Here is a 25396-nt window from a genome sequence, read left to right on the forward strand (position 1 = left end):
ATCGCGGCCACCACCCCCGACCCCCGGTAAGACATACCGAAGCCCCCGATCAACCGCTCAATTTCGCAACAACCCGGATCGACGAAAAGGCGTGTCACAACTGGCCGTTCGACGTCGTCAGCGGATGGTGTATCCGCCGTCGACAAGAAGGTCGGCCCCGTTGATCATCGCGGCCGCGTCGGATGCGAGAAATACTGCTGCGGCGGCAATTTCGTCGGGGTAGGCGAATCGACCGGTCGGGATCTGGGTCTTGAGCCGGTCCCCCTTCTCGTTCTCCCATGCGGCGCGGCCGAGATCAGTCAGCACCACCGTCGGGCTGATGGTGTTGGCGGTGACACCACGGCCCGCCCACTCCGAGGCGAGCACCTTGGTGACGCCCACGACGCCGAATTTCGAGGCGCAGTACGCGACGTGATCGGTGAGGGCGACGCTGGCCGCCTGCGAGGCCATGTTGATCACGCGCCCGTAGCCCTGCTCGAGCATCACGGCCCCCACCTTCTGGCACATCAGGAACGTGCCCGTCAGGTTGATGGCGATGGTCTTGTCCCAGGCCTTGACGTCGATCTCGGCGGCGGGTGCGAGCAGCGCCACCCCGGCGGAGTTGACGAGGATGTCGATGCGGCCGAAGCGTTCCCGGACCGCCTCGACGGCGTCGGCGACCGATTCCGCGGAGCTGACATCGCACGCGAAGGCGGCGTGGCCGTCCCCGAGTTCGCGGGCCCGCTGGGTAGCGGCGTCACCCGAGAGGTCCAGGATGGCGACGGAGGCGCCCTTCTTGGCGTAAGCCGTCGCGATCGCGGCGCCGATGCCCGAGGCTCCGCCGGTCACGACGGCAACCTTGCCGGCCAGCGAAAAGTCGAAGTCGACAACGGGATCCGTGGTGCTCATGCTCATCTCCTTGCTCGTCAGCAGCCGGGGGCCGGCTCGTACCCGGCGATCGCGTCGACCTTGGCGGCCGAGGCCGACTCCGGGTCGAACTGGTAGTCGAGCCATTCCTTGGCCAGTCTGCGCGCCAGCTCGATCCCCACGACACGTTGTCCGAAACACAGCACCTGGGCATTGTTGGACAGCACCGACCGTTCGACGGAGAAGCTGTCGTGCGCGGTGACCGCCCGGATTCCGGGGACCTTGTTGGCACTGATGGCTACACCGAGTCCGGTGCCGCAGACCAGCAGCGCGCGGTCGGCCTTGCCTTCGGCGATCATGCGGGCCGCCGCGACCGCAACGTGCGGATAGGCGGTGTGCTCGTCGGTGCCGACCCCGACATCGACCACGGATTCGACGCGCTCGTCGGCCTCCAGGTCGCGCCGCAGGATGTCCTTGTAGTCCACGCCGGCGTCATCGGCGCCGACCACGATCCGCAGACCGCTCATCACTTGCTCCTCACTGTGTCGTCTGCCGTGGCCTTCGCCAGTACCGCTGTCGCGGTCCGGACGCACAGCGCCAACGACAGAGCTCCTGCATCGGGGGTGCCGAGGCTGCGCTCGGCGAGCGGACGTGCCCGTCCCACTTTGGGTTTCAGATCTGCCGTGGCCTGTGCGGCCTGTTCGGCGTCGGCCGCCGCCTGCTGCCAGGCATCGGCCAGCTCGGCGCCCGCGGCGGTCTCACGTTCGAGGCGGTCGACGAACGGCACGAGCGCGTCGAGCATCGTCTTGTCGCCGACGGAGGCCTTGCCGAGCGTGGTGATGGCCTCCAGCCCGGCCCGCACCGCGGCCGCGACGTCGGTGGGTGCGATGACGTCGGCGTCGTCGCCGAGACGCGCGCCGAGTGCGGCGAGTGCGGCTCCCCAGAGCACGCCGGACGTGCCGCCGGCCTGGCTGGCCCAGGCCTCTCCCGCCGCGGTGAGTACCGATGCCGCCCCTGCGCCGGAGGCATCGGCGCGCTCGGCCGCCTGCAGTGCTGCGGAGGTGCCCTTCACCATGCCGCGGCCGTGGTCACCGTCGCCCGCGACCGCGTCGACGCGCCCGAGCTCGTCGGCCGCACCCTCGATCGCGGCGGCCATCGCCGCCAGGACCGCGGTCGAGGTCTGTCCGCAGCGGCGGGCTGCCGGTGACACCTCGACGGCCTCGGTTTCGGTGACGGTCGCCGCCGCGACAGTGCGCCGGGGTGCCGCGCCGGACGTGGTCGCGATGCCCTTGCGGTAGGCCGGGGTGTCGGCGGGGGCCCGCCACAACTCGTCGAGCTCGTCGTCGAGGAACACCAAAGTCAGTGAGCAGCCTGCCATGTCGAGACTGGTGACCAGCTCCCCGACCTCGGGGTCGACCAGCGTGTAGCCGGCGGACCGCAGCAGTGGGGCCACCGTGCGCCACACGACGAACAGCTCTTCGTACTTGGTGGCGCCGAGACCGTTGAGGATCACGCCGACGCGGTTGGTGTCCCCCGGCGCCTCGGCGAGCACGCCTTCCACCAACCGGCGGGCCAGGTCGGCAGCGCGGGGCAGATCGCCCTCGGCGATTCCGGGCTCGCCGTGGATGCCGAGCCCGACACCCATGCGGCCGTCGGGAACGGTGAACAGCGGGGTGTCGGCGCCCGGCATCGTGCAGCCGCCGAACGCGACGCCGAGCGTGCGGGTGCGGTCGTTGGCCAGGCGCGCGACGCGTTCCACACCGTCGAGGTCGTAGCCGGCCTCGGCGGCGGCACCGGCGATCTTGAACACCACGAAGTCGCCGGCGATCCCACGTCGCTTGTGAATTTCCTCAACAGGTGCGCTAGCAATATCGTCGGTGACGAACACGACGCGGGTGTCGATGCCCTCTTGCTGCAGCCGCTGCTGGGCCAGCGTGAAGTTCATGACGTCGCCGGCGTAGTTGCCCGTGCTGAACAGCACCCCGGCGCCGTTGGACGCCGCCCGGCCGACCGAGTAGGCCTCCTGGGTCGAGGGTGAGGTGAACACGTTGCCCACCACTGCCCCATCGGCGAAACCTGTTCCGACAACACCACAGAACGCCGGGTAGTGACCCGAGCCGCCGCCGACGACGACGGCCACCTTCCCGGGCGTTTCGGCGGCTCGCACCACCCCGCCCTCGACGCTGAGAACACGGTCGGCGTGCAGGTCGACGAACCCCTCCAGGAGGTCGTCACTGAACGCGCGTGGGTCGTCGTACAGTTTCGTCACCGCTGATTCCTTCGCTCACGCGGATGCGTGTGTGCGTCCGCTCACTCGTTTTATAACATGATAGATGCGATTTCTAATGTCAATCCCTTGATAGTTCGCATTGTCGTTGTTATCTTTCTCAAATCCGAGATCAGAGGAGCAGGTATGGCCACCGCCCTACATGTCGATCACGTCGCGAAGGCTTTCGGCGGCGTGCCGGTGCTGCGTGACGTGTCGTTCGACCTGCACCCCGGCGAGCTCACCGTGCTCGCGGGCGAGAACGGGGCGGGCAAGTCCACGCTCATGAAGATCGTCACCGGGCAGCTCAAGGCCGACTCGGGCGAGGTCACCGTCGACGGCACCGCCCTGCAGCACGCCGACCCCAAGCTCGCCCGCAGCCTCGGGGTGGGCATCGTGCCGCAGGAGCTCGCTCCCTACCCGGAGCTGACGATCTACGAAAACCTGTTCGTGGGAAGGGAACTCAAGACCCAGTTCCGCACCCTGGATCGGCGCGGCATGGCCAAACAGGCCCGCGAGATGCTGGGCACCTTCGGGGTCGAAGTCGATCCCAGGACCCGTATGGGTGATCTGCCGATCGCGCTCATGCAGCTCGTCGAGATCGCCAAGGCGACCACGTGGGGCGCCAAGGTGCTGCTGCTCGACGAGCCGACCTCGGCGATCCCCGACCGCGAGGTCGAGCGGCTCTACGACGTGGTGCGCAGGCTCAAGAAGCAGGGCGTAGCGATGCTCTACACCACCCATCGCATGGCCGAGATCACCGAACTGGCCGACCACGTGGTGGTGTTGCGCGACGGCCAGCTCGTACTCAACGCGCCGCTGGCCGATACCACGCCGGACGGCATCGTGCACGCCATGATCGGCCGCGAACTGGACAACCTGTTTCCGCCCATCACCCCTGCCGGTGACGAGATCGGCCTGTCCGTGCGCGGTCTGCAACTGCATCCCGATGGCCCCGCCGTCGATCTCGAGGTCCGCAGGGGCGAGATCCTCGGACTCGGCGGACTGGTGGGCGCCGGGCGCAGCGAGATCGTCGAAGCCATCTTCGGCATCCGGCGCTCGGTCGCCGGCTCCATCGAGGTCAACGGCCGTGCAGTCCACCGCGGACGGGTGGCCGACGCGATCCGCGCAGGCATCTCGCTGGTCCCCGAGGACCGGAAGGGCGCGGGCCTGGTGCTCACACAGTCGGTCCTCGACAACGGCAGCCTGCCGCATCTGGGCGCATTCGCCTCCGCGGGCTGGCTACGCAACCGCAAGCGTTCATCGGCGGTCACCGATGCCACCGCGTCGGTCCGGCTCAAGTCCAGCGGCCTGGGCCAGCTCGTCGGCAACCTGTCCGGCGGCAACCAGCAGAAGATCGTGCTGGCCCGCTGGCTCACCCAGAACTGCTCGGTGCTGCTGCTCGACGAGCCCACCCGCGGCGTCGATGTCGGCGCCCGCGGCGAGATCTACACGATCATCCGCGACTTGGCCGCCGAGGGACTCACCGTGATCCTGGTGAGCTCCGACATGCCCGAGCTCATCGGGCTCAGCCATCGCGTGCTGGTGATGCGCAGCGGCGGCGTGGCCGGGGAACTGTCGCGCGACCAGCTCGATGCCGACGACGTGCAGGAACGCATCTTCCGCTATGCCAGCGGCCAGGAAGCCACCCAACCAGGCGAAGTCGCGTGACCGCGTCGCCAAGCCCTCGAGAGGACACCATGTCAACCGCTACCGACCAGGCGAACAAGCTTCCGCCCGCGGATGCCGTGCGGGATACCAGGCGCTTCGACCGGACCTGGCTCACCAACTTCGCGATCCGCAACTCGATGGTGATCGTGCTGCTGCTCGTGATGGCCTACTTCAGCTACCGCAGCGTCCGGTTCGCCACGCCGGACAACGCGCTGACCATCCTGGTGGCCGCCGCGCCGTTCGCGCTGGTCGCGCTCGGGCAAACCTTCGTGATCCTCACCGGAGGCATCGACCTGTCGGTCGGCAGCGTGATCGCGGTCAGTGCGATGACCGCGTCGTCGGTGGTGGTCGGCCATCCCGACCGGATCTTCCTCGGACTCGCGGCGGGTGTGGTGGTCGGCCTGCTGATCGGCCTGCTCAACGGGGTCGTGGTCAGCAAGCTCGGGGTGGCGCCGTTCGTGGCGACACTGGGCACACTGACAGCGGGTTCGGGCCTGGCCTATGTGATCGGTGGCGGGGCACCGATCAACGGGCTGCCCGGCGAGTGGGGCAAGATCGCCAACACCACGTTCTTCGGCGTGCAGCTGCCGGTGCTGATCATGATCGCCGGCTTCATCATCTCCTACCTGGTGCTGCGCAAGACCTCGTTCGGCGTGCGGGTGTACGCCGTCGGGGGCAACCGCACCGCGGCCGACGTCGCAGGCGTGAAATCCGGGCAGATCCTCATCGCGGTGTACACCCTCAGCGGTGCACTCGCGGGGCTCTCGGGCGTCATCCTGTCCTCGCGCGTCATCTCCGGTCCGCCCAACCTGGGGTCCGGTTACGAACTGGCCGCCATCGCCGCCGTCGTCATCGGTGGCGCGAGCCTGCTCGGCGGCCGCGGATCGGTCTGGGGCACCCTGCTGGGCCTGCTGCTCATCCAGACCCTCAACAACGGCCTGGACATCCTCGTCGTCCCTGCCTACTGGCAGAAGGTCATCAGCGGCGTGCTGATCGTCGCGGCGGTCGCCGTCGACGTGTGGGCTGTCCGCCGACGCAGCAGCTGACCCGAAACGCTTGCACCCCAACCTCATCCACTTAGAGAAAGGCACCACCCCGATGTCCCGCAGACTGACCCGCATGCTTGTGACGGCAGCGGTTCCCGCCCTCATGGTGTCCGTCGCCGCCTGTGGCGCAGGTGATCCCAGCGCCAAGAACGGCCAGCCGTCGACGCGTGTCGGCGTCACCGTCTACGACATGTCCTCGTTCATCACCCAGGGCAAGGAAGGCGCCGAGTCCTACGCCAAGGCCAACAACATCGATCTGGTGTGGAACTCGGCGGGCGGTGATGTCTCGACTCAGGCGAGTCAGGTCGACCAGCTGATCAACCAGAAGGTGGACGCCATCGTGATCGTCCCGGTGCAGGCGGATTCCCTTGCGCCACAGATGGCTTCGGCCAAGGCCGCCAACATTCCGGTGATCGCCGTCAACACCGCGCTTGCCGATTCGGGTGCGCTGAAATCCTCTGTGCTGCCCGACGACGTCGCCGCAGGCGCCCAGGAGATGCAGATGATGGCCGACAAGCTCGGCGGCAAGGGCAACATCGTCGTCCTGCAGGGTCCGCTCGGATCCTCCCCCGAACTCGACCGCACCAAGGGCATCAAGGACACGCTGACCAAGTACCCCGGCATCAAGATCCTGGCCATCGACACCGCGAACTGGAAGCGCGACGAGGCGGTCAACAAGATGAAGAACTGGATCTCCAGTTTCGGTGACCAGATCAACGGAATCGTCTCGGAGAACGACGACATGGGCCTCGGTGCCGTGCAGGCCCTCTCGGAGGCGGGCAAGTCGATCCCCGTGGTCGGCATCGACGGGATCCAGGACGGCTTGGAAGCGGTCAAGAGCGGCAAGTTCATCGGCACCTCGCTGCAACACGGCCGGGTCGAGATGGCCGAGGGCATCGCGGTGGCGCAGCGCGCCGTCAAGGGCGAACCGGTCGAGCAGAAGTACGTCTACAAGATGCCGCCCGTGACGCCGCAGAACGTCGACCAGTACTACCAGAACGTGGTCACCGGCAAAGACGCGTTCCTCGCGCAGCTGCCTGCGCTCGTCGCCCAGAACCTGGCCTCGGGCGATCTGTCCAACGAGAAGCTGAACCAACCGTGACCACGATCAGCATCTAAGTAAGGTACGGACGGGACGTGCATGGCGCGTCCCGTCCGGACGACAGAACAGGAGGCCCGATGCCGAACCCAGCGGGTGTTGGTCGGTCGCACCGCGACGGACAGGCCGAGCCTCCGGCGGGACCCAATGAACGCCGCGCCGCCATCCTGGAAATGGTGATGGCCGCCGGGTCGGTGAAGATCGAAGATCTGCCCGACGCGTTCGGGGTCAGCTTGATGACGGTGCACCGTGACCTGGACACCCTGGCCACCCAGGGGCTGATCCGCAAGACCCGCGGAGTCGCGACGGCCATGCCGAGCACGCTGTCGGAGGCCAGCACCGAGTTCCGGGCCCGCCAGAACGTCGCCGACAAGCACGCCGTCGCCAACGCCGCGCTGCAGATGATCGAACCCGGGCAGTCGGTGATCATCGACGACTCCACCACGGGCCTGCATCTGGTGAGCCAGCTGCCCGAGCGTCAGCCTCTGACGGTCATCACCAATTTCCAGTCCGCGCTCGACGCGCTGCTCAACCAGCCCGGCCTGAACGTCATCGCACTCGGGGGCCAGTACTACCCGTGGTGCCGGGCCTACATGGGATCGTTGACGCTCACGGCGCTACGCAACATCCGCGCCGACGTGTTCATCATGTCGACCTCCGCCGTCACCGACGGCATCTGCTTCCACCAGCATCACGACACTGTTCTGGTGAAACGCGCCATGTTCGAATCGGCGCGCACCCGCATCGCCTACCTGGACCACTCGAAGTTCGAGCGCCGCGCGCTGCATGCCCTCGGGCCGCTGAGCGACTTCGACACGGTCATCGTCGACAGCCGCACCCCGGAAGATCAGATCCGCGGGCTGCGCCTTGACGGCGTCAACGTCGTGGTCGCGCCCGACATCGGAGCGGCCGCGCTGTAGCCCGCGGCTACTTCTCCAGCGCCTCGGTGCGCGCGCTGGTGGACCGGCCGAGCGCAGCGGCCTCGGCGTCCAACTTGGGCAACAGCTCGGGCGTGAACTTGCGAATATCGCGCTCCCCCAACGGAGTTGCCACCACCGGGCGGATCCAGCGGAAGAGCCCGACCCAGTCCGGGCAGTAGATGCGGCTCTTGCGGCCCTCGATGCCCTTGACGAACGCAGCGCCGCACTTGTCGACCGTGGTGGTCTGCTTGATCGGCCCGGGCATCTTGGACAGCATGACGCGGAACGTCGAGAGATCCGATTTCGCGTCCTGCACCAGCGGGGTGTCGATCCAGCTCATGTGCGCCGAGCCCACGTCGACACCGAGATGGGCCACCTCCAGCCGAAGGGTGTTGGCGAAGTACTCGGCGCCCGCCTTCGACGCGTGATACGCCGCGAGCCCCGGTGCCGACGTGAACGCCGCCAGCGAGGACACCACCAGCACGTAGCCGCGCCGCTTGATCACCTCGGGCAGCGTGGCGCGGACGGTGTTGAAGACGCCGGTGATGTTGATGTCGATGACGCGCTTGAACGCTTCGGGGTCCACATTGAGCACCGAGCCGAAGCTGGCGATCCCCGCATTGGCGAGCACGATGTCGATGCCGCCGAACCGCTCGACCGCGGCATCGGCAGCCTTCTGCATGGCGGGCAGGTCACGGACGTCGGCCAGAGCGGTCAGGACATGTTCCTCACCGAGCTCCGCGGCCAGCGCCGTCAGCGGTGCCTCGTCGAGATCGGTGAGCACCAGCTTGGCGCCCTTGCGGCGCAGGCGGCGGGCCACCTCCTCGCCGACACCGCGAGCACCGCCGGTGATGAAGAGACCTTGCCGTTGACTGAACTCATGCCGCCAACGTACCGCCCGGCTTAGAGCTGCACACCCAGCAGTGCGTCGACAGCTGCGGCCACCGCGCGCGGTGCGCTGGGGTCGTGTCCGCCGTAACCGATCGCGTCGTCAGCCCAACCATCAAGAGCGGCAAGTGCTTTCGGCGTGTCCAGATCATCGGCGAGATACTGCCGAACCCGCGCGATCACGTCGGTGGCGTCCGGGCCACCTGGCATGGTAGTGGCGTGCCGCCAGCGTTCCAGCCGGGCGTTGGCCTCGTCGAGCACCTGCCGGCTCCAGTACCGGTCGGCGCGATAGTGCCCCGCCAGCAATCCGAGCCGGATGGCGCCCGGGTCGACCCCGTCGGCGAGCAACCGGGACACCAGCACCAGGTTGCCACGGCTCTTGCTCATCTTGTGACCGTCCCAGCCGATCATGCCGGCGTGCACGTAGTGGCGCGCGAATCTACGCTCCCCCGTGACGGATTCGGCCTGCGCGGCGGAGAACTCGTGGTGGGGGAAGATCAGGTCGCTGCCGCCGCCCTGGATGTCCAGGCCCGTGCCGATGCGACTCAACGCGATTGCCGAACACTCCACGTGCCAACCGGGCCGGCCCGGCCCGAACGGCGACGGCCAACTCGGCTCGCCCGGCCGGTGCGCGCGCCACAGCAGCGCGTCGAGCTCGTCGGCCTTGCCCGGCCGGTCCGGGTCGCCCCCACGCTCGCCGAACAGCCGCAGCATGGTCTCGCGGTCGTATCCGGATTCATAGCCGAACTGCACGGTCGCGTCGGCGCGGTAGTAGACGTCGGGGTATTGCGCATCGTCGACCACATACGCCGCGCCCGAGGCCAGCATCTTCTCGACCACCTCGACCACTTCGCCGATCGCGTCGGTGGCGGCCACGTAGTCGTGCGGCGGCAGCACGCGCAGTGCCGTCATGTCCTCGCGGAACAGCTGGGTCTCGCGGTCACCGAGCTCACGCCAGTCCAGGCCGTCGCGCGCGGCGCGCTCGAACAGCGGGTCGTCGACGTCGGTGATGTTCTGCACGTAGTGCACGGTGTGCCCGGCGTCCAGCCACAAGCGGTACACCAGGTCGAACGTCAGGTAGGTCGCCGCGTGGCCGAGGTGCGTCGCGTCGTAGGGCGTGATGCCACAGACGTACATGGTGGCCGTCGGCCCCGCCGCGACCGGGCGGACCTGCCGGTCGGCGGTGTCGTAAAGGCGCAGCTGAGGACCCCGCCCCGGCAGGGTAGGGATGTTCGGCGCCGGCCAAGACTGCATGGCTTCGACTTTAGGGTGCTCGGTCAGCACGGGTCTCCCCCGGTCGGTCGGGTCACCGAAGACAGGCTCGGTTCACCCAACTCAGACAACGACGAACGCCGATCCATTCCCGCCTTTGCGATCACGCTGCGCCGATCGCCTCGAGCAGGATCGGGGCCAGCTCCGGGCGGCACATCACGAAATCCGGGAGATATGGATCGGCGCGGTTGTACACCAACGTGGAGCCGTCCAGCCGGGAGGCGTGCAGCCCCGCCGCGAGCACCACACCGGCCGGGGCCGCCGAATCCCATTCCCACTGTCCGCCGGCGTGGATGTAGGCGTCGACGTCGCCGCGGACCACGGCCATCGCCTTGGCACCGGCCGAACCGATCCGCACCAGCTCGAAGTCGAGCCGTTCACGCATGCGCCACAGCACGGGCGGCGGCCGGTTGGTACTCGCGGTGATCCGGATCGGGCCGTCCCGCCGTGGCGGCGGTGGCTGCACGGTATCGCTGCGGTAAACCTCGCCGCGGGCAGGCAACGCCACCACCGCATCGGTGAGCCCGGGCCCGCCTGCACGGTGGCGCTGCCACAGCGCGATGTGCACGGCCCAATCCTCCCGTCCCGGTAGGGAATACTCGCGCGTCCCGTCGACGGGGTCGACGATCCACACGCGGTCGGCGTCGACCCGGGACAGGTCGTCGACGGCCTCTTCACTGAGCACCGAGTCCTGCGGCCGGGCTTGCGCGAGCCGCTCCAGGATCAGGGCGTTGGAGCGCAGATCGCCCTCGTCGCCGAGGTAGTACGGATCGTAGAAACCGATCTCCTCGCGCACGGCCAGCAACAACTCGCCGGCCTCCTCGGCCACGGCAGCGGCCAGGTCGGCATCGGTCGAGTGCATCCAGTCAGTTTGACTGGTGTGCGCGACGGACCTCGAATCGGGGTTGGGGTGTGGCGGTTCCGCCGATCACGTGGCGAAGGCAGCTCACCATGGCCGTTAGGATTCATCGGGTGACCGAGCAAACCCCGAGCGTGACCCTGTCCCCCGCCTGGCAAAGGCGGTTCGATTTCTTCACCATCTACGGCCTGCCGAACTCGTCGCCGGAGTCCAAGGCGGTCTACCGGTCGCTGCCGTTCGGCACCAAGTTGCGCATCGGCTCGAACTTCCCCGCCTTCTTCTTCGGCCCCATCTACTTTTTCGTCAAGGGCATGTGGCGCAAGGGGCTGACCCTGTTCGGCATCGCGATGGCCATCTCCGCGGTACTCGTCGTCCTCGACGTGTCCGACAACGTCACCCGTGCGGCAGGCATCGCCGTGGCCTCGGTCGCGATGAGCACTGCGAACTACGCGTACTACCTGCACGTGACCCGAGGCAGTCAATCCTGGAACCTGTTCGAGGGATTCGGCCGCAAGCGGTAGACGGCGATGCGCATCCTCGACTGGGACACCGGGGATCTCGACGAGCTCAGCCGCTTCATCCGCGCGCGGCTGGTCGCGGGCTTCTGGCAGTTCGACGACCTGCTCGACTGGGTGGCGGCGTGGGTGGACGATTCCGGGGTGGTTCGGCCCGAGGAGGCCACGGCACTGCTGGAATCGATGTGGGCCCAACGACTTTCCGAGCAGGCGACGTGGCAGGACACCGGCGACTACGGGCGGCTGCAATATGTGTTCACCCAGTTGGAGTCGGAGGGCATCCTGGCCCGGATGTGCTTCGCGTGCTGCACCACCTGCGCGACGCACGAGATCGACGACGAACGGACACCCAACCCGGATCCGAACGACTGGTACCGCTATCGCGAGTGGGCGTACACCTTCTTCCACGAACAGGACGCTGCGCGCCTCGGCGACCCCGATCCGGTGCTCTACCTGGGCTACAGCGCTTTTCGCCCGCACCCGGCGTTACCGCAGGCGCTGATACGCGCCGCCGCGGCGGGCGATGAATCCGCGTCCGCCGAGATCACCGAGCGCACCGAGACACTGCTCGGTGAGCGAATCGTGCTGCTGGCCAATCATTATGGGCTGGCGACGACGTGGTCGGGGTCGAGGCGCGACCGCATCGAGGTCAATGTCCGCGAGTGGCGTAAACCGCTGCCGGAGTAGAGATTCCACAGTGGCCATCCGGCACTAGACAGCGGGCGCGATCTCCTCGATGACCCACTGCGCGTAGTCCAGGTACTCGGTCACATCCTGCACCGGCGGTATCGGCACACTGCTGATCGTCACGCCCAGTTCGCTGAACCGGCCGAGCTTGTCGATGATCTCGCCCGCACTCATGCCCGTACGCTGGGTCGGATCATCCTTGACCACATGCCCTTCGCCGATGAGTGAGGTGCCCAGGCCGTACATCACGTCGAACGGCCGGCCGTCATAGGACTGCTGGGATTTGATGAAGTCGATCCGGGCTGGGAACTGCTCGGGCTGGGTCAGAAACGGCATCCACCCGCAACTGAACCTGGCCGCGCGTTGGAGCGCCAGGTCGGCATCGCCGCCGATCCAGATGGGGATGTGCGGCTGCTGCACTGGTTTCGGCTGGAATGCGACGTCGTCGAACGTGACGTACTCTCCTTCGAATCTCGGCGACTCGCTGGTCCACAATTCGATGATGGCGCTGAGATACTCGTCGGCCATCCGCCCGCGTTCGTGAAAGGGCACCCCGAGCATCCGGAATTCCTCGGCGTCCCAACCGATACCGAACGTGACGCCGATCCGGCCGCCACTCATCCAGTCCGCTGTTGCCAGCGCTTTGGCCATGATGACCGGATGCTGCAGCGGTAGCAGAGTGGCGCAGGTACTCAGCCGGATGGTCTGCGTGGCCCCCGCGAGATAGGCCTGGGCGACCGTGGAATGGAAGTAGTGCGGTCCTGTCAGTGCGACGTGGGAGCGCGGTACCAGGAAATGCTCCGGTACCGCGATCAATCCGTATCCAAGTTCCTCGGCCCGCCTGGCCATCATGGCCTGGTCCGCTCCGGTGACGGTGAGCTCCCACGGCTGGGTCAACGCGGCGAGTTCCATCGTGTGGGGCATGACGAACATCAGCTGCATGACGTGCTCCGATCACTGCGCGCCGATCTGGCTGAGCACAGTCTGCGGGCGTCCGCCGCGGCCGCCTAGAGTAGCGAGATACCTAATCGCGACACGGACATACGCCCCACAGAGGCTAGAACGCCGGCCACGGGATGGGCCTGCGCCGGTCCGGTGTCGGCATCACCGGATTGTCCAGCAGTCCAACAACTCTGGCCCGCAGCGCGGCAATCTCGCGGTCGGTGATGTGGTCGCACAATTGCTCGGCCAGGTCGCCCGCCAGCCGGTCCCGCAGGGCCGCCACGGCGACGAGCGTGTCGTCGTCCACCGGCTTGCCCGCCCAGCCCCACAGCACGGTGCGCAGCTTGTCCTCGACGTGCAGGCTGACACCGTGGTCGACGCCGTAGACCCCGCCGTCGACGCCGGCCAGGATGTGCCCACCCTTGCGATCGGCATTGTTGATCAGCACGTCGAACACCGCCATCCGATACAGCCGGGGGTCGTCGGCGTGCACCAGCGTCACCTCGTCGCCGGCGTAGTCGTAGGCCTGCAGGATGGGCATGTAACCGGGTGGGACATGCCCCGCGGGCACAAGGTCGACGAGATCCAGCGCGGCCTGCGCCAGTTCGTCGCCGGCGGTGCTAGTGTCGCTGCCCACGTCCGCGTCGTCCCCGGGTTGGTCCACCCACCGTTGCACCATTCCGATGCCGGCAGGCCCGTCACGAATGATGGTCTGGGGCACGATGTTCCACCCCAGGGCCACTGACACCAGGTACGCGGCCACCTCGCGGCCTGCGAGTGTGCCGTCGGGGAAATCCCACAGCGGGGCCTCGCCGCGCACCGGTTTGTACACGCAGTGCACCAGACCGTCCCGCAGTTGCGCCTCGCACAGGAACGTGGCGTTGCTCGCCGAACGGATCCGACCGATCACCGTGAGCTCGCCGCCCGCCAACGCCTCATCGACGTCAAAGGAGTCCGGCTCGCCGTCAGCCCTCGGCGTCATCTTCGGTTCCGGCGATGGCGCCGCGCCGGTAGCCGTTGGTACGTACACAGATGTGGCCGTCGGGGTCCAGCGGCTCATCGCACAGCGGGCACGGTGGCCGCCCGGCCGAGATGACCCGGTTGGACCGTGTCGCGAACTCCCTGGCCGACTCGGGCGTCAGGAACACCCGCACCGCGTCGGGACCTTCCTCGGCGTCGTCGAGCACCACCGACGCGTCGAACTCGGCATCCGAGACCGCCAGCAGTTCCACCACCACCGTCTGCGCCTCGGAGTCCCAGCCCAGGCCCATGGTGCCGACGCGGAACTCCGCGTCCACGGGCGTGATGAGCGGCCGCAGGTCGGTCACTTCGCCGGTGTCAGGCGGGATGGGGGTGCCGAACCGGCGGTTGATCTCCAACAGCAGTGCCCCGATGCGTTCGGCCAGCACCGCGACCTGTTGCTTCTCCAGCACCACCGAGATCACCCGGCTGTCGTGGACAGCCTGCAGGTAGAAGGTCCGATTTCCGGGTTGACCGACGGTCCCGGCCACGAAGCGGTCGGGAGTGCGGAAGACGTGAATTGCGCGGGCCATGGCACCTTCCAAAATACCGGTTGGAGCACCGACGGTCAGTCAGTGGACCCGCCGACCACCGCATCGGTGGCAGGTTTGGCAGCCAGTCCGGCGCTCAGCTGCGGACCGGTGTGGTTGATGTGCACGACAAATGGACGCATGTCGGTGTAGCGGATCACGCTCATGGACGCCGGGTCGGCCGTGATGCGCTGGAAGCCATCCAGGTGCACCCCGAGCGCGTCGGCGAGGATCGCCTTGATCACGTCGCCATGGGTGCACGCGACCCACAGCGCGTCGGCGCCATGTTCGGCGGCCAGCGCGCGGTCCCGTTCCCGAATCGCGGCCACCGCGCGGGCCTGGACCTGCGCCAACCCCTCGCCATCGGGGAACACCGCGGCGCTGGGCTGCTGCTGCACCACGCCCCACAGCGGTTCCTTCACCAGCTCACCGATCTTGCGGCCGGTCCAGGCACCGTAGTCCACCTCGGTCAGCCGGTCGTCGACGATCGCTTCCAGCCCGAGCGCGGCGGCCAGCGGCGCCACCGTCCGCTCGCAGCGCAGCAGCGGCGACCGGACGATCGCACGCACCGGGAGCTCCCCCACCCGGTCGACGACGGCCGCGGCCTGTTCGACGCCGCGCTCGTCGAGGTCGACGCCCTCCGACCGGCCCGCGAGCGTCTGGGCGGTGTTCGACGTCGAGCGCCCATGCCGCAGCAGGATGACGGTCATATCAGCTCCTCGCGCAAGCGCTCGATCATTGTGCCGCCAGCACTCCGGTACCCAGCAGCACGAGCACCACCACGCCGGCCAGCACGCGATAGCCGACGAACCAGTACATGCTGTGGGACACCAGGAATTTCAGGAACCAGGCGATGGCGGCGAACCCGACGACGAAGGCGATCACCGTCGCCACCAGCAGCTGAGGGCCGCTGGCGCTCATACCCTCCCCGACCGGGTGGAACGCGTCGGGCAGTGAGAACAGCCCTGAGGCGAACACCGCCGGGATGGCCAGCAGGAAACCGAACCGGGCCGCCAGTTCGCGGTCCAGCCCGAGAAACAGCCCGGCGCTGATCGTCGCCCCCGAGCGCGACACGCCGGGTACCAGCGCCAGGCACTGCGCCAGGCCGACCACCACGCTGTCGCGCCAGGTGAGCTGCTCCACCTGACGGGTCTGCTTACCGAAATACTCGGCCGCGGCGATCACCGCCGAGAACACGATCAGTGCCGATGCGACGAGCCAGAGATTACGTGCGCCGGTGCGGATCTCATCCTTGAACAACAGCCCGAAAACCCCGATCGGGACGCTGCCGATGATCACGAACCAGCCGAGGCGGTAGTCGGCGTCCCGGTGCGCCGCGACGAACAGCCCGTTGAACCAGGCCTTGACGATCCGCCAGATGTCGCGCGCGAAATAAATCAGCACGGCCAGTTCGGTACCGAGTTGGGTGACCGCGGTGAACGAGGCGCCCGCGTCGTCGTGGAACAACAGCCGTGAGGTGATCGCGAGATGTCCGGACGACGAGACCGGAAGAAATTCGGTGAGCCCCTGCACAATCGACAACACGACCACTTGCAGCCACGACATCGCCGGCACGTCAATCACGACGACGACCGTACCGTGGGGGTTCGGTCAGCGCCCGAGGCGCGGTACCGGCTGCGCGTCGGCGACCGCGTCACGCACCGTCGCCGACAAGCTGCGCTCGTCGGTCAGATCAATATCGGTCAGTTTGCGGGTGGCGAGCGCCACCACGTCTTCTTCGGCGGGCACCGGTCCAGACAAGCGCGGCCGGTACACCTCGATGATCAGCTGCCCGCGTTCGATGTGGAAGGAGAAGGTACGGCCGTCACCGACCTGGCCAAATCCACTGGCGTGGACGCCCGTGGAAATGTCCTCGATAGCAAACTCCTGGTACCCCGGTTCCCGGTCTGCAGCGAGGGTCATGCTTCGCACCATACTCTTGCTTATGCAACGACGTGCGCCAGACGCGTCCAAATGCCCGCCGCGGCCGTGCATAGACTGGTCGGTCAACCATCCGCCCCGAACGAGAGCCGTCCGTTGCGCCTAATCCCTGCAGGTCAGCCGTTTCGTGCTGGCGTGGCAGCACTGGCACTGCTGCTCGCGCCGGGTTGTTCGTCGAACCCGGCCGACGCTCCGCCACCGACCATCGAACCCGCCCAGGCCGCGGTTTCCCCGCCAGTGACCGGCGTCCCCGACGGCGAAGTCCGTCCCGTCGGCGGCCGAGCACAGTCCGCGGTGTTCGATCCAGCAACGACCAGCCTGGCCGTGCTCGGCCCCGGGCCCGACGGGCAGTCGATGGTCACCCTCGTGGCCGGGACCCAGCCGCCGCGCACGGTACTGCTGCCCGCGACGGCGTCGACGATGGCCGCCGACGGCCGCGGCGGACTGCTCCTCGCGACCCGCGGCGGGTACTTCCGCGTCGACATCGCAGCGGGTAAGGCGACCAAAGTCACGGTCGCCGGCGAGCAGGACACCGATTTCACTGCCATCGCGTTGCGAGCCGACGGCAAGGCAGTACTCGGCAGCGCCGCCGGCGCGGTCTACACGTTGAGTGCCCCCGACACCGTCGGCGCCAAACTCAAGATTTTCGCGAGGGTGGATGAGCTTGCCACCCAGGGGAATACCACGGTGGTGTTGGACCGCGGCCAGACCTCGGTGACCGAGGTCGACGTCACCGGCACCAAGGCCGAGCAGGCGCTGCGAGCCGGCGACGGTGCCACCACCATGGCCGTCGACCCGCACGGCCGGGTCCTCGTCGCCGACACCCGCGGCGACGAACTGCTGGTGTTCGGTACCGACCCGCTGATCATGCGTCAGCGCTACCCGGTGCGGGCCGCGCCGTACGGGCTGGTCGGTACATCACGGCTGGCCTGGGTGTCACAGACCGCCGACAACACTGTCATTGGTTACGATCTTGACACCGGCATTCCCGTCGAAAAGGTGCGTTATCGAACCGTGCAGCAACCCAACTCCCTGGCCTATGACGACAAGTCCGGCACGCTGTATGTGGTGTCCGGCTCGGGAGCGGGCGTGCAGGTGATCCCGCACGCGGGGGGATGACCATGACGTCGATACAACGCGGCCGGATGCCGGCGGGGTGGGATGCCGAGGGGTTGTCCGACGAATACGAGTGGGTGCCGCTGCGGCTGCCGCCGGACGTGACCAGGCTCAGCGCCTCCATCCGGCTGTCCATCGAAGCGGAATACCGCGGCTGGGAACTGACCCGGGTGCGGGCCTATACAGACGGGAGTCGACGGGTGCTATTGCGCCGCAGGAAGACCGCCGCCACCACGCCGGGCACACCGGATCAGCCGACGCCGTGATCTACAGCGCGCTGCGGCGGGCACTCTTCCTGGTGCCGCCCGAACGGATCCATGTCTGGGTGTTCGCGCTGTTGCGCATCGCATCGGGCCCGGCGGCGTTTCGGCGCGCGCTGAGCCGCTGGTTGGCGCCTTCGGATCCGGTGCTGGCCAGCACGGTGTTCGGGGTCCGGTTCCCCGGCCCGATGGGCCTGGCCGCCGGGTTCGACAAGGACGGCCGCGGACTGGCCACCTGGGGCGCGCTGGGTTTCGGGTACGCCGAGGTGGGCACCGTGACCGCGGCGGCCCAGCCGGGCAATCCGCAGCCGCGCCTGTTCCGCCTGCCCGAGGACCGCGCTCTGCTCAACCGCATGGGCTTCAACAACGAGGGCGCCGGCGCATTGGCGGCGCGTCTGTCACGACACACCCCCGACGTGCCGATCGGGGTGAACATCGGCAAGACGAAAGTGACCCCGGCCGAGCGCGCGGTCGAGGACTACGCGCAGAGTGCGCGACAGCTGGGCAACCTGGCCGCCTACGTGGTGGTCAACGTCAGCTCCCCCAACACTCCCGGACTGCGCGACCTGCAGGCGGTGGCCTCACTGCGACCGATCCTTGCCGCGGTCAAGGCGGAGACCACCAAGCCGGTGCTCGTCAAGATCGCGCCCGACCTCTCCGATGCCGATATCGATGAAATCGCCGATCTGGCAGTCGAATTGGGCCTCGCCGGAATCGTGGCGACCAACACCACGATCTCGCGTGACGCGTTGGCCACCCCCGGCGTCGACGACCTCGGCGCGGGCGGCATTTCCGGGCCGCCGGTGGCCCGCCGTTCGGCTGAAGTCCTGCGCCGGCTGTACCGCAGGGTGGGCGACAAGCTGGTGTTGATCAGCGTGGGCGGTATCGAGACCGCCGACGACGCCTGGGACCGGATCACCTCCGGGGCCACACTGCTGCAGGGCTACACCGGGTTCATCTACGGCGGCGGTTTGTGGGCCAAGCAGATTCACGACGGCATCGCCGAACGCCTGCACGCGGGCGGGTTCGCGTCGCTCAGTGACGCGGTGGGCTCGGCCATCTCCCGCGAGCAGACATAAACCTGCCCCAAAACGCGGGTTTTGAGGCAGGTTTGCGTCTGCTCGCCGAAAGAAAAGTGGGCTACTTCTGCTCGTAGGTGCCGTGGATGACGGCGCGGGCGATGGCCTGGCTGAACAAGTTGAAGCCGAGGTAGGCCGGGGTGGCACCGTCGGGCAGCTCGAGAGATTCGACGGGCAGCGCGTGCACGGCGATGTAGTAGCGGTGCGGGCCGTGTCCGGCCGGCGGGGCCGCACCCAGGAAGCGCTTGAGGCCCGCGTCGTTGGTCAGCGTGACCGCGCCACCGGGCAGCGGGTCGCCGTTGCCTGCATCGGCGGGCAGCGACGTGACACTCGCAGGCAGATCAGCGACCGCCCAGTGCCAGAAGCCCGACCCCGTCGGCGCGTCGGGGTCGTACATCGTCACCGCGAAGCTCTTGGTCTCAGCCGGGAATCCCGACCAGCTCAGCTGCGGCGACACATCGGAACCGCCCGCGCCCATGATGCCGCTGACCTGGTCTTTGCCCAGCGGCTGCCCGTCGGTCACCGACTCCGAGGTCAGCGTGAAGGTCGGCAGCTGTGGCAGGTTGTCGTACGGGGAATTGCTCATGGTGCCCTTTCAGCAGTGCGTCAAGAAATGTTCGAGGACCTTCGCGCCGAACTGTAATGCGTCGACGGGTACCCGCTCGTCCACCCCGTGGAACAGCGCAGCGAAGTCCAACTCCGGCGGCAGCTTCAGCGGGGCGAAGCCGAAGCAGCGAATACCCAACCGCTGGAACGATTTTGCGTCCGTGCCTCCGGAGAGCATGTACGGCACGATGCGCGCGTCAGGATCCACCGCCAGCAGCGCGGCATTCATCGCGTCGACCAGATCGCCGTCGAACGTGGTTTGGTACGACGGCAGATCACGTTCCCAGCTGCGGGTGACGTCCGGACCGATGAGCTCGTCGATCTCCCGCTCGAACGCCGCCTTGCGGCCCGGAAGCACGCGGCAGTCGACGACCGCCTCGGCCGTCGCCGGGATGACGTTGGCCTTGTAGCCGGCCTTCAGCATCGTGGGGTTGGCGGTGTCGCGCAGGGTGGCCGACACGATGCGCGCCACCCCACCGAGCTTCTCGATCGCCAGGTCGAGGTCCGGGGAGTCGACATCGAACTCGTAGCCCGTCTCCTCGGAGACCGCCGTCAGGAACTGCTCCACCGCTTCGTTGAGGACCAGCGGGAAGCGGTGCCGGCCCAGACGGTCGACCGCGCCTGCGATGGCCGTCACGGCGTTGTCGTCGTGCACCATCGAGCCGTGCCCGGCGCGGCCCCTTGCCGTCAACCGCATCCAGGACAGCCCCTTCTCGGCTGTCTCGATGAGGTAGAGCCGACGCTCACCACCGTCCTTGCGGGGAACGGTCAACGAGAATCCACCGACCTCGCCGATCGCCTCTGTGACCCCGGCGAACAGATCGGGCCGGTTGTCCACCAGCCAGTTCGCGCCGTAGGTGCCGCCGTGTTCCTCGTCGGAGACGAACGCAAACACCAGGTCGCGGGGCGGCACGATGCCGGCCCGCTTGAAGTGCCGGGCCACCGCGATCATCATCCCGACCATGTCCTTCATGTCGACCGCGCCACGGCCCCAGACATAGCCGTCTTTGATCGCACCGGAGAACGGGTGCACGCTCCAGTCGGCAGGCTCGGCGGGCACCACGTCGAGGTGCCCGTGGATCATCAGCGCCCCGCGCTGCGGGTCGGCACCGGGCAGGCGCGCGAACACATTGCCCCGGCCGGGCGCACCGGCTTCGACGTATTCAGTGGTGTAGCCGACCTCGCGAAGCCGGTCGGCGACCCACTCGGCACAGTCAGCCTCGCCTTTGGTCGTGGCGGGGTCGCCGGTGTTGGAGGTATCGAACCTGATCAGAGCGCTGACGATGTCGACCACTTCGTCCACGCTGCCCACGGGGTCAGTCACAGTCACCATTCGTACCACTGCAGGCACCATCGCGCGGCGGGCCGACACGGCGCGCTCGCACCGACCGGTTTGGGACCTGGGCCCTCAATCCGTTAGCCTTAGGCGCCCAACCGATGAGGTTGGCAAGTCCGAGTGGCGGAATGGCAGACGCGCTAGCTTGAGGTGCTAGTGCCCTATTAACGGGCGTGGGGGTTCAAGTCCCCCCTCGGACACACTGTGATGAGTCGGGTCATGGGTTACACATGAGTCGCGTCATCGGTTACAGATCACCCCGGCCTTTTGGTCGGGGTTTTTTGTTGGTTGGGCCAGTAGTTGCGGTCGGGGTTGATGTGGTGGCCGGCGATGAGGTGGTAGCCGGTTTTGCTGATGACGGTGACGGTGGTGGTGGTGACGAGGATGAGCACCGGGGTGTGGGCGTGGCGGCGTCCGATGCCCAGGTGGTGCAGGCGGCTGCCGTGCCGGAGGGTGAGTTTGCCGAATTGGTCGACGGTGTCGTGGCGGATGCGGAAGTGTTCGGTCATGCCGGTGGGGGTGGCTTTGGGGCGGCCGGCGTAGGCCTGCGCCGGGGTGGTGTGCGCGGGCAGGGCCCGGTGGGTGCGTTCGGTGTTGTAGATGGCGGTGAACTCATCGAGCAGCTGTTGCAGGTCGGCCAGGGTTGCTGGGCGGGGGCGTGCGGCGAGCCAGCGTTTGAGGGTTTGGTGGAAGCGTTCGATTTTGCCTTGGGTTTGTGGGTGTGCGGGTCGTCCGTTCTTTTGTGTGATGCCCAGGGTGGCGATGAGTCGTTCGAAGTCGTTGTGGCCGTGGGTGAATCGTGAGGTATAGACCGATCCGTTGTCGGTCAGCGTGGATGCCGGCGGACCGTAGCGCTCGATGAGGGCGGTGAAACTGGCCACGATATCGGGTCCGGTGACGCGGGCAAATGCGGTGCAGTACAGCAGGTATCGGGAGTGGTCATCGAGCCAGTTGAGGATCTCGACGTCGGTGCCGTCGGCCAGGGTCCAGTGGGTGAAGTCCGATTGCCAGCACTCATTGGGCTGGTCAGCGGCGAAGCGGTGATAGGAGCTGCGGGGCCGTTTGTGTGGTTGTGCGGTGATCAGACCGTGGTGGTGCAGGATGCGCCGGATGGTGGAGGTCGACGGGGTGGGCAGGCCGTGTTTGGTGAGGTGTTCTTGCAGGGTGAGCGGCCCGGCGTCCAGGCCGTCGGCGGTCAGTTGTTCACGCAGCAGCACGATCGCGGCGATGACCTCGTCGCTGACGGCGTGGGGGTTGCTGGCGGGGCGTCGCGAGCGCGGATCAACGGCGTCTAATCCACCGTCGCGGAAGCGGTCCAGTAGTCGGTAGATGTGTTGACGGGACAGCCCGTAGGTGCGGGCCGCCGCGCTGACCGACAGATGACCGGAGACGATTTCCAACACGACCACACGGGCTTTCGACATGAGCCAGGACTGTCACCTATGACGCGACTCATCTGGCGTTGCTCCAGGTGTCACCCATGTCGCGACTCATGTGTCACCTATGTCGTGAACTCACACACCCCCTCGGACACACAACAGATCGACAGATAACCCCGGCCCCTGGCCGGGGTTTTTTGTAGGTGGTGCCAGTAGTTGCGGTCGGGGTTCATGTGTCGGGACCGGGCTGCCGACGCCATGGAGCTGAACACCAACGCCAGCTGCGCCAGAGCCCACTTATGACATTAAAAACCTTCCGCCGCAACAGTTTCGAATGCCGCTAAGACGGAGTGCCACCACCCGCCATGACGTCGATCTTCTCGGCGTCGCCAGCACCGCCGACGAATCGGTGGACCGACCCGTTGCGCTTGCGCAGGTCAATCGCTCGGGTCGTCGTCGCCACACTCAATAGTGTTCTGTACAAATCGCGGCTCAGCGAATGTACAGTTCAGAAGGTGGAGGTATCTGTGACGGAGTTGCGCGCACACCTCAGCGACTGGCTCGATCGGGCTCGGGCTGGTGCTGAAGTCGTCATCACTGACCGCGGGATTCCGGTTGCGCGACTCGCCGCGCTGGACAGCGCAGGCACCCTGGAGCGTCTCACGGCCGAAGGCGTAATTGGTAAGGCCACCGCGCAGAGGCCCGTCGCCGCGGATCGGCCCGGCCCCCGGCCGCGACGACCCTTGTCTGACCGCGTCAGCGACCAGCGGCGCTGACCGGTGCCGCTCGTCTACTTCGACGCCAGCGCATTCGTCAAACTTCTGACCACCGAGACAGGGAGTCCGCTCGCGTCCGCGCTGTGGGACGGCTGCGACGCCGCATTGTCCAGCCGCCTGGCCTACCCCGAAGTCCGCGCCGCACTCGCCGCAGCAGCCCGCAATCACGACCTCACCGAAGCCGAGCTCACCGAAGCCGAGCGTGACTGGGAAGACTTCTGGGCCGCTACCCGCCCAGTCGAACTCACCGCGGCGGTTGAACAGCACGCCGGCCACCTGGCCCGAGCCCATGCCTTGGGCGGAGCCGACGCCGTTCATCTGGCCAGCGCGTTGGTTGTCGGCGAACCCAACCTGATCCTCGCCGTTTGGGACCGGCGCCTGCACACCGGAGCCCGAGCTGCCGGATGCCGCGTCGCCCCCGCTCAACTCGATCCCTAGCCCGACTGCTCGTCATCACAGGCGGATCAGCCCCAGCCTCGTCGGGCATCTCTGACCAGTACGACGTTCGAAGTCGTTGTGGCCGTGGGTGAATCGGAACCATCGACGGTGATGTGGAATGCCGAACCCAAAGCACGCCAGCGCCCGCCGAAGCTTGACTCAATTCATGGCAATCAACCTGCCGCAGTGTGCTGAGCCGCGAATCGGCGGTCCTTCACCGGCGACGCGCAACGGACGCTACTTGATGTTGTAGAACGATTTGACGTTCTCGTGCAGCTTCTTGTACATCTGCGGCGCCTCGTAGCGATCAGTGATGACCTCGATATAGGCGCCGTTGTCGGCCTGGTCGGCTGTGGTGAGCGCGTCGTCGAGCTCGCCGCAACTGCTCACCCGCGCCACGAACCACCCGTGGCAGCCCAGCGCGTGCGGAAGTTCCGCATAGTTCCACGCCGCGATGTCGTTGTAGGCAAGTGCCATGTCTTTGCACAACATTCGCTCGCTCAGGTAGCCAGAGTTGTTGAGCACGAAGATGATCGGTCGCAGCCCATGGCGACCGAGCTGGCTGATCTCCTGTGCGGTCATCTGGTGCGAGCCCTCGCCGGTGATAAGGATCAGTCGCCGCTCTGGGGTAGCTTTGGCGGCGCCGAAAGTTGCCGGAGTCGCCCATCCGATCGACGCCCACAGCGTTTGGTTGTGAAATTCCGCTCCTTGCGGAAGTTGCGCCAATGCCAAGCCCAGCGATGACGTCCCGGTGTCGGTGATGATCACGTCATTGGGCCTGAAGAAGTGCGCCCAACGGGGATAGAGCTGGTCTGCCGTGATCGGGTCCTGGTCACCGCCGGCAACCGGCCCGAGCGGCTCCGGGCGGATGTCGGTGCGCTGCGCGCGTGTGCTGACGCCTTCTGACAGTTGCCTGAGAAGGTCGGCGATCTCGACATTGCGATACACCTTGGTGCCGACGGTGGTGCGGTGGTGGTCAATCGTGATGTTCTTGGACGAGTCAAGGCGGACGGTACCTCCGGCTGAGTTGCCGTCGGTCAGTTTGGCTCCGAGCATCATGACCACGTCACACGATTCGACGAAGGCGCGGACCGGTTCGCCCATCAGCCGGCCGACGTACATCCCGATGTAATTGGGGTGGTCTTCCCCGAGCACGGATTTGTCGGCGAACATCGTCGCAAACGGTAGCCCCGCGGCGTCGACGAACGCGGCTGCTGCACCTTGCAGACCGAGCCGCCGGAGCAGTATCCCCGGCAATACGCACGCTTGGCCGGCGTCATTCAGCGCGGCGGCCACAGCCTTGGTCGCCGCGGCCAGCGCCTCAGGATCACTCGTCGGGGCAACAACCGGTGGTGCGCTCTGTAGGACGGGCGCGCGGGAAACGTCGCTGGGAATGGCCAGGTACACCGGGCGTCGACGGTAGAGCGCCGCAGCGATGAGTCGTTCGGTCTCCGCGGCTGCGTTCTGCGGTGTCAGGATCGCGCTCGCGCACACGATCGACTCGGCCATCCGGTGGAACAGGTCGAATTCCCCGTTGCCGAGCGTGTGGTGTACCAGCGCCCGCCCCTCCTGCGTCGGAAGGTTGGGTGCGCCCACCAGGTGGAAAACCGCAAGGTGTTCGGCATAGGAGCCCGCAATCGCGCTCATCGCGGCCAGTTCGCCGACCCCGTAGGTGCTGCACACCGCCCCCACCCCGCGCATTCGCGCGTACCCGTCGGCGGCGTAACCGGCATTGAGCTCGTTGCAGCACCCGACCCAATTGATCGCCGGATGCTCGACGATCGCATCATTGACCGGAAACGCATAGTCACCGGCGACGCCGAAGACGTCGTCAATGCCGATCTCGTTGAGGCGCCGCAATACATACTGAATAACGGATTCGGCCATGACGCACTCCGTAAGTG

At 67.2% G+C, this 25396-nt stretch carries 25 protein-coding genes, 1 tRNA gene and 2 pseudogenes; 12 read left to right on the top strand and 16 right to left on the bottom strand.

Going from position 1 to position 25396, the window contains the following annotated elements; all coding sequences use genetic code 11:
* Positions 1 to 117: 117 nt before the first annotated feature.
* From BST13_RS22105 to BST13_RS22115, 3 genes are read right to left on the bottom strand one after another with little or no spacing between them, the layout of a single operon-like run.
* Positions 118 to 888 (bottom strand): SDR family oxidoreductase, encoded by a 771-nt coding sequence (locus BST13_RS22105; protein WP_083166168.1) that lies wholly within the window; start codon positions 886 to 888, stop codon positions 118 to 120.
* A 17-nt stretch (positions 889 to 905) separates the two neighbouring features.
* Positions 906 to 1373 carry a ribose-5-phosphate isomerase gene (locus tag BST13_RS22110; protein ID WP_083166169.1) on the bottom strand — a complete coding sequence of 156 codons (468 nt, stop codon included), beginning with the start codon at positions 1371 to 1373 and terminating at the stop codon, positions 906 to 908.
* Positions 1373 to 3115, bottom strand: a complete 1743-nt coding sequence (locus BST13_RS22115) for a dihydroxyacetone kinase family protein (RefSeq protein ID WP_083166170.1) — start codon at positions 3113 to 3115, stop codon at positions 1373 to 1375. The genes BST13_RS22110 and BST13_RS22115 overlap by 1 nt, the downstream gene beginning before the upstream one ends.
* Positions 3116 to 3259: 144 nt before the next feature.
* Between BST13_RS22115 and BST13_RS22120 the strand changes: the two genes are divergently transcribed.
* The 4 genes from BST13_RS22120 (at position 3260) to BST13_RS22135 (ending at position 7848) form a co-directional block, all read left to right on the top strand.
* Positions 3260 to 4783 carry a sugar ABC transporter ATP-binding protein gene (locus tag BST13_RS22120; RefSeq protein ID WP_083166171.1) on the top strand — a complete coding sequence of 508 codons (1524 nt, stop codon included), beginning with the start codon at positions 3260 to 3262 and terminating at the stop codon, positions 4781 to 4783.
* A 29-nt stretch (positions 4784 to 4812) separates the two neighbouring features.
* A complete protein-coding gene (locus tag BST13_RS22125; RefSeq protein ID WP_083166172.1) occupies positions 4813 to 5829 on the top strand; it encodes an ABC transporter permease in 1017 nt (338 codons plus the stop codon).
* A 73-nt stretch (positions 5830 to 5902) separates the two neighbouring features.
* Positions 5903 to 6931 (top strand): substrate-binding domain-containing protein, encoded by a 1029-nt coding sequence (locus BST13_RS22130; protein ID WP_142282824.1) that lies wholly within the window; start codon positions 5903 to 5905, stop codon positions 6929 to 6931.
* Between the two features lie 77 nt (positions 6932 to 7008).
* Positions 7009 to 7848 carry a DeoR/GlpR family DNA-binding transcription regulator gene (locus BST13_RS22135; protein ID WP_083166174.1) on the top strand — a complete coding sequence of 280 codons (840 nt, stop codon included), beginning with the start codon at positions 7009 to 7011 and terminating at the stop codon, positions 7846 to 7848.
* Between the two features lie 7 nt (positions 7849 to 7855).
* On the opposite strand, the pseudogene BST13_RS22140 reads toward BST13_RS22135, so the two are convergent.
* The 3 genes and pseudogenes from BST13_RS22140 to BST13_RS22150 form a co-directional block, all read right to left on the bottom strand.
* Positions 7856 to 8730: pseudogene (locus tag BST13_RS22140) on the bottom strand (SDR family oxidoreductase).
* Positions 8731 to 8751: 21 nt separating this feature from the next.
* On the bottom strand, positions 8752 to 9990 hold the full coding sequence (mshC, locus tag BST13_RS22145; RefSeq protein WP_083166250.1) for a cysteine--1-D-myo-inosityl 2-amino-2-deoxy-alpha-D-glucopyranoside ligase: 1239 nt from the start codon (positions 9988 to 9990) through the stop codon (positions 8752 to 8754).
* A gap of 121 nt (positions 9991 to 10111) precedes the next feature.
* A complete protein-coding gene (locus BST13_RS22150; protein WP_083166176.1) occupies positions 10112 to 10870 on the bottom strand; it encodes a 3'(2'),5'-bisphosphate nucleotidase CysQ in 759 nt (252 codons plus the stop codon).
* An 89-nt stretch (positions 10871 to 10959) separates the two neighbouring features.
* Here BST13_RS22150 and BST13_RS22155 point away from each other — a divergent pair, with 89 nt between their 5' ends.
* Both BST13_RS22155 and BST13_RS22160 read left to right on the top strand, forming a co-directional pair.
* On the top strand, positions 10960 to 11388 hold the full coding sequence (locus BST13_RS22155) for a DUF2628 domain-containing protein (RefSeq protein ID WP_083166251.1): 429 nt from the start codon (positions 10960 to 10962) through the stop codon (positions 11386 to 11388).
* Positions 11389 to 11394: 6 nt separating this feature from the next.
* Positions 11395 to 12069 carry a DUF6891 domain-containing protein gene (locus BST13_RS22160; protein ID WP_083166177.1) on the top strand — a complete coding sequence of 225 codons (675 nt, stop codon included), beginning with the start codon at positions 11395 to 11397 and terminating at the stop codon, positions 12067 to 12069.
* Positions 12070 to 12093: 24 nt separating this feature from the next.
* Here the strand turns inward: BST13_RS22160 and BST13_RS22165 are convergent, their stop codons facing one another.
* The 6 genes from BST13_RS22165 to BST13_RS22190 all read right to left on the bottom strand — a co-directional run bounded on the left by BST13_RS22165 (position 12094) and on the right by BST13_RS22190 (position 16484).
* Entirely contained in the window at positions 12094 to 13011 is a 918-nt protein-coding gene (locus BST13_RS22165) for a TIGR03619 family F420-dependent LLM class oxidoreductase (protein WP_083166178.1), read from the bottom strand.
* A gap of 115 nt (positions 13012 to 13126) precedes the next feature.
* Positions 13127 to 13993 (bottom strand): SCO1664 family protein, encoded by an 867-nt coding sequence (locus tag BST13_RS22170; RefSeq protein WP_083166179.1) that lies wholly within the window; start codon positions 13991 to 13993, stop codon positions 13127 to 13129.
* Complete coding sequence (locus BST13_RS22175; RefSeq protein ID WP_083166180.1) at positions 13977 to 14564, bottom strand: DUF3090 domain-containing protein; 588 nt, start codon at positions 14562 to 14564, stop codon at positions 13977 to 13979. Before BST13_RS22175 ends, BST13_RS22170 begins: the two co-directional genes overlap by 17 nt.
* Before the next feature lie 35 nt (positions 14565 to 14599).
* Complete coding sequence (locus tag BST13_RS22180; protein ID WP_083166181.1) at positions 14600 to 15271, bottom strand: histidine phosphatase family protein; 672 nt, start codon at positions 15269 to 15271, stop codon at positions 14600 to 14602.
* A gap of 25 nt (positions 15272 to 15296) precedes the next feature.
* Positions 15297 to 16127 carry an undecaprenyl-diphosphate phosphatase gene (locus tag BST13_RS22185; protein ID WP_083166252.1) on the bottom strand — a complete coding sequence of 277 codons (831 nt, stop codon included), beginning with the start codon at positions 16125 to 16127 and terminating at the stop codon, positions 15297 to 15299.
* A 45-nt stretch (positions 16128 to 16172) separates the two neighbouring features.
* On the bottom strand, positions 16173 to 16484 hold the full coding sequence (locus tag BST13_RS22190; protein ID WP_087082056.1) for a hypothetical protein: 312 nt from the start codon (positions 16482 to 16484) through the stop codon (positions 16173 to 16175).
* A 51-nt stretch (positions 16485 to 16535) separates the two neighbouring features.
* Here BST13_RS22190 and BST13_RS22195 point away from each other — a divergent pair, with 51 nt between their 5' ends.
* Genes BST13_RS22195 through BST13_RS22205 form a run of 3 tightly spaced genes read left to right on the top strand, consistent with a single transcriptional unit; the run spans position 16536 to position 18957 of the window.
* Complete coding sequence (locus tag BST13_RS22195) at positions 16536 to 17621, top strand: YncE family protein (protein WP_425437033.1); 1086 nt, start codon at positions 16536 to 16538, stop codon at positions 17619 to 17621.
* Between the two features lie 2 nt (positions 17622 to 17623).
* On the top strand, positions 17624 to 17884 hold the full coding sequence (locus BST13_RS22200) for a DUF5703 family protein (RefSeq protein ID WP_029368317.1): 261 nt from the start codon (positions 17624 to 17626) through the stop codon (positions 17882 to 17884).
* A complete protein-coding gene (locus tag BST13_RS22205; protein ID WP_083166253.1) occupies positions 17884 to 18957 on the top strand; it encodes a quinone-dependent dihydroorotate dehydrogenase in 1074 nt (357 codons plus the stop codon). Before BST13_RS22200 ends, BST13_RS22205 begins: the two co-directional genes overlap by 1 nt.
* Positions 18958 to 19018: 61 nt before the next feature.
* On the opposite strand, the gene BST13_RS22210 is transcribed toward BST13_RS22205, so the two are convergent.
* Complete coding sequence (locus BST13_RS22210; protein WP_083166184.1) at positions 19019 to 19543, bottom strand: YbhB/YbcL family Raf kinase inhibitor-like protein; 525 nt, start codon at positions 19541 to 19543, stop codon at positions 19019 to 19021.
* A 9-nt stretch (positions 19544 to 19552) separates the two neighbouring features.
* Entirely contained in the window at positions 19553 to 20896 is a 1344-nt protein-coding gene (locus BST13_RS22215; protein ID WP_083166185.1) for a M20/M25/M40 family metallo-hydrolase, read from the bottom strand.
* 117 nt (positions 20897 to 21013) lie between these two features.
* Between BST13_RS22215 and BST13_RS22220 the strand changes: the two genes are divergently transcribed.
* Positions 21014 to 21099, top strand: a tRNA-Leu gene (locus tag BST13_RS22220).
* Between the two features lie 54 nt (positions 21100 to 21153).
* Here the strand turns inward: BST13_RS22220 and BST13_RS22225 are convergent.
* Positions 21154 to 22323, bottom strand: coding sequence for an IS481 family transposase (locus tag BST13_RS22225; protein WP_083166186.1), 1170 nt, complete (start codon positions 22321 to 22323; stop codon positions 21154 to 21156).
* 289 nt (positions 22324 to 22612) lie between these two features.
* Here BST13_RS22225 and BST13_RS39800 point away from each other — a divergent pair.
* Positions 22613 to 23054: pseudogene (locus BST13_RS39800) on the top strand (type II toxin-antitoxin system Phd/YefM family antitoxin).
* A gap of 3 nt (positions 23055 to 23057) precedes the next feature.
* Positions 23058 to 23492, top strand: coding sequence for a type II toxin-antitoxin system VapC family toxin (locus tag BST13_RS22235; RefSeq protein WP_083166187.1), 435 nt, complete (start codon positions 23058 to 23060; stop codon positions 23490 to 23492).
* 237 nt (positions 23493 to 23729) lie between these two features.
* Here BST13_RS22235 and BST13_RS22240 read toward each other — a convergent pair whose 3' ends face one another.
* Positions 23730 to 25379 (bottom strand): alpha-keto acid decarboxylase family protein, encoded by a 1650-nt coding sequence (locus BST13_RS22240; RefSeq protein ID WP_083166188.1) that lies wholly within the window; start codon positions 25377 to 25379, stop codon positions 23730 to 23732.
* Positions 25380 to 25396 lie beyond the last annotated feature (17 nt).

The sequence above is a fragment of the Mycobacterium aquaticum genome, from assembly GCF_002086485.1.
Classification (GTDB): domain Bacteria; phylum Actinomycetota; class Actinomycetes; order Mycobacteriales; family Mycobacteriaceae; genus Mycobacterium; species Mycobacterium aquaticum.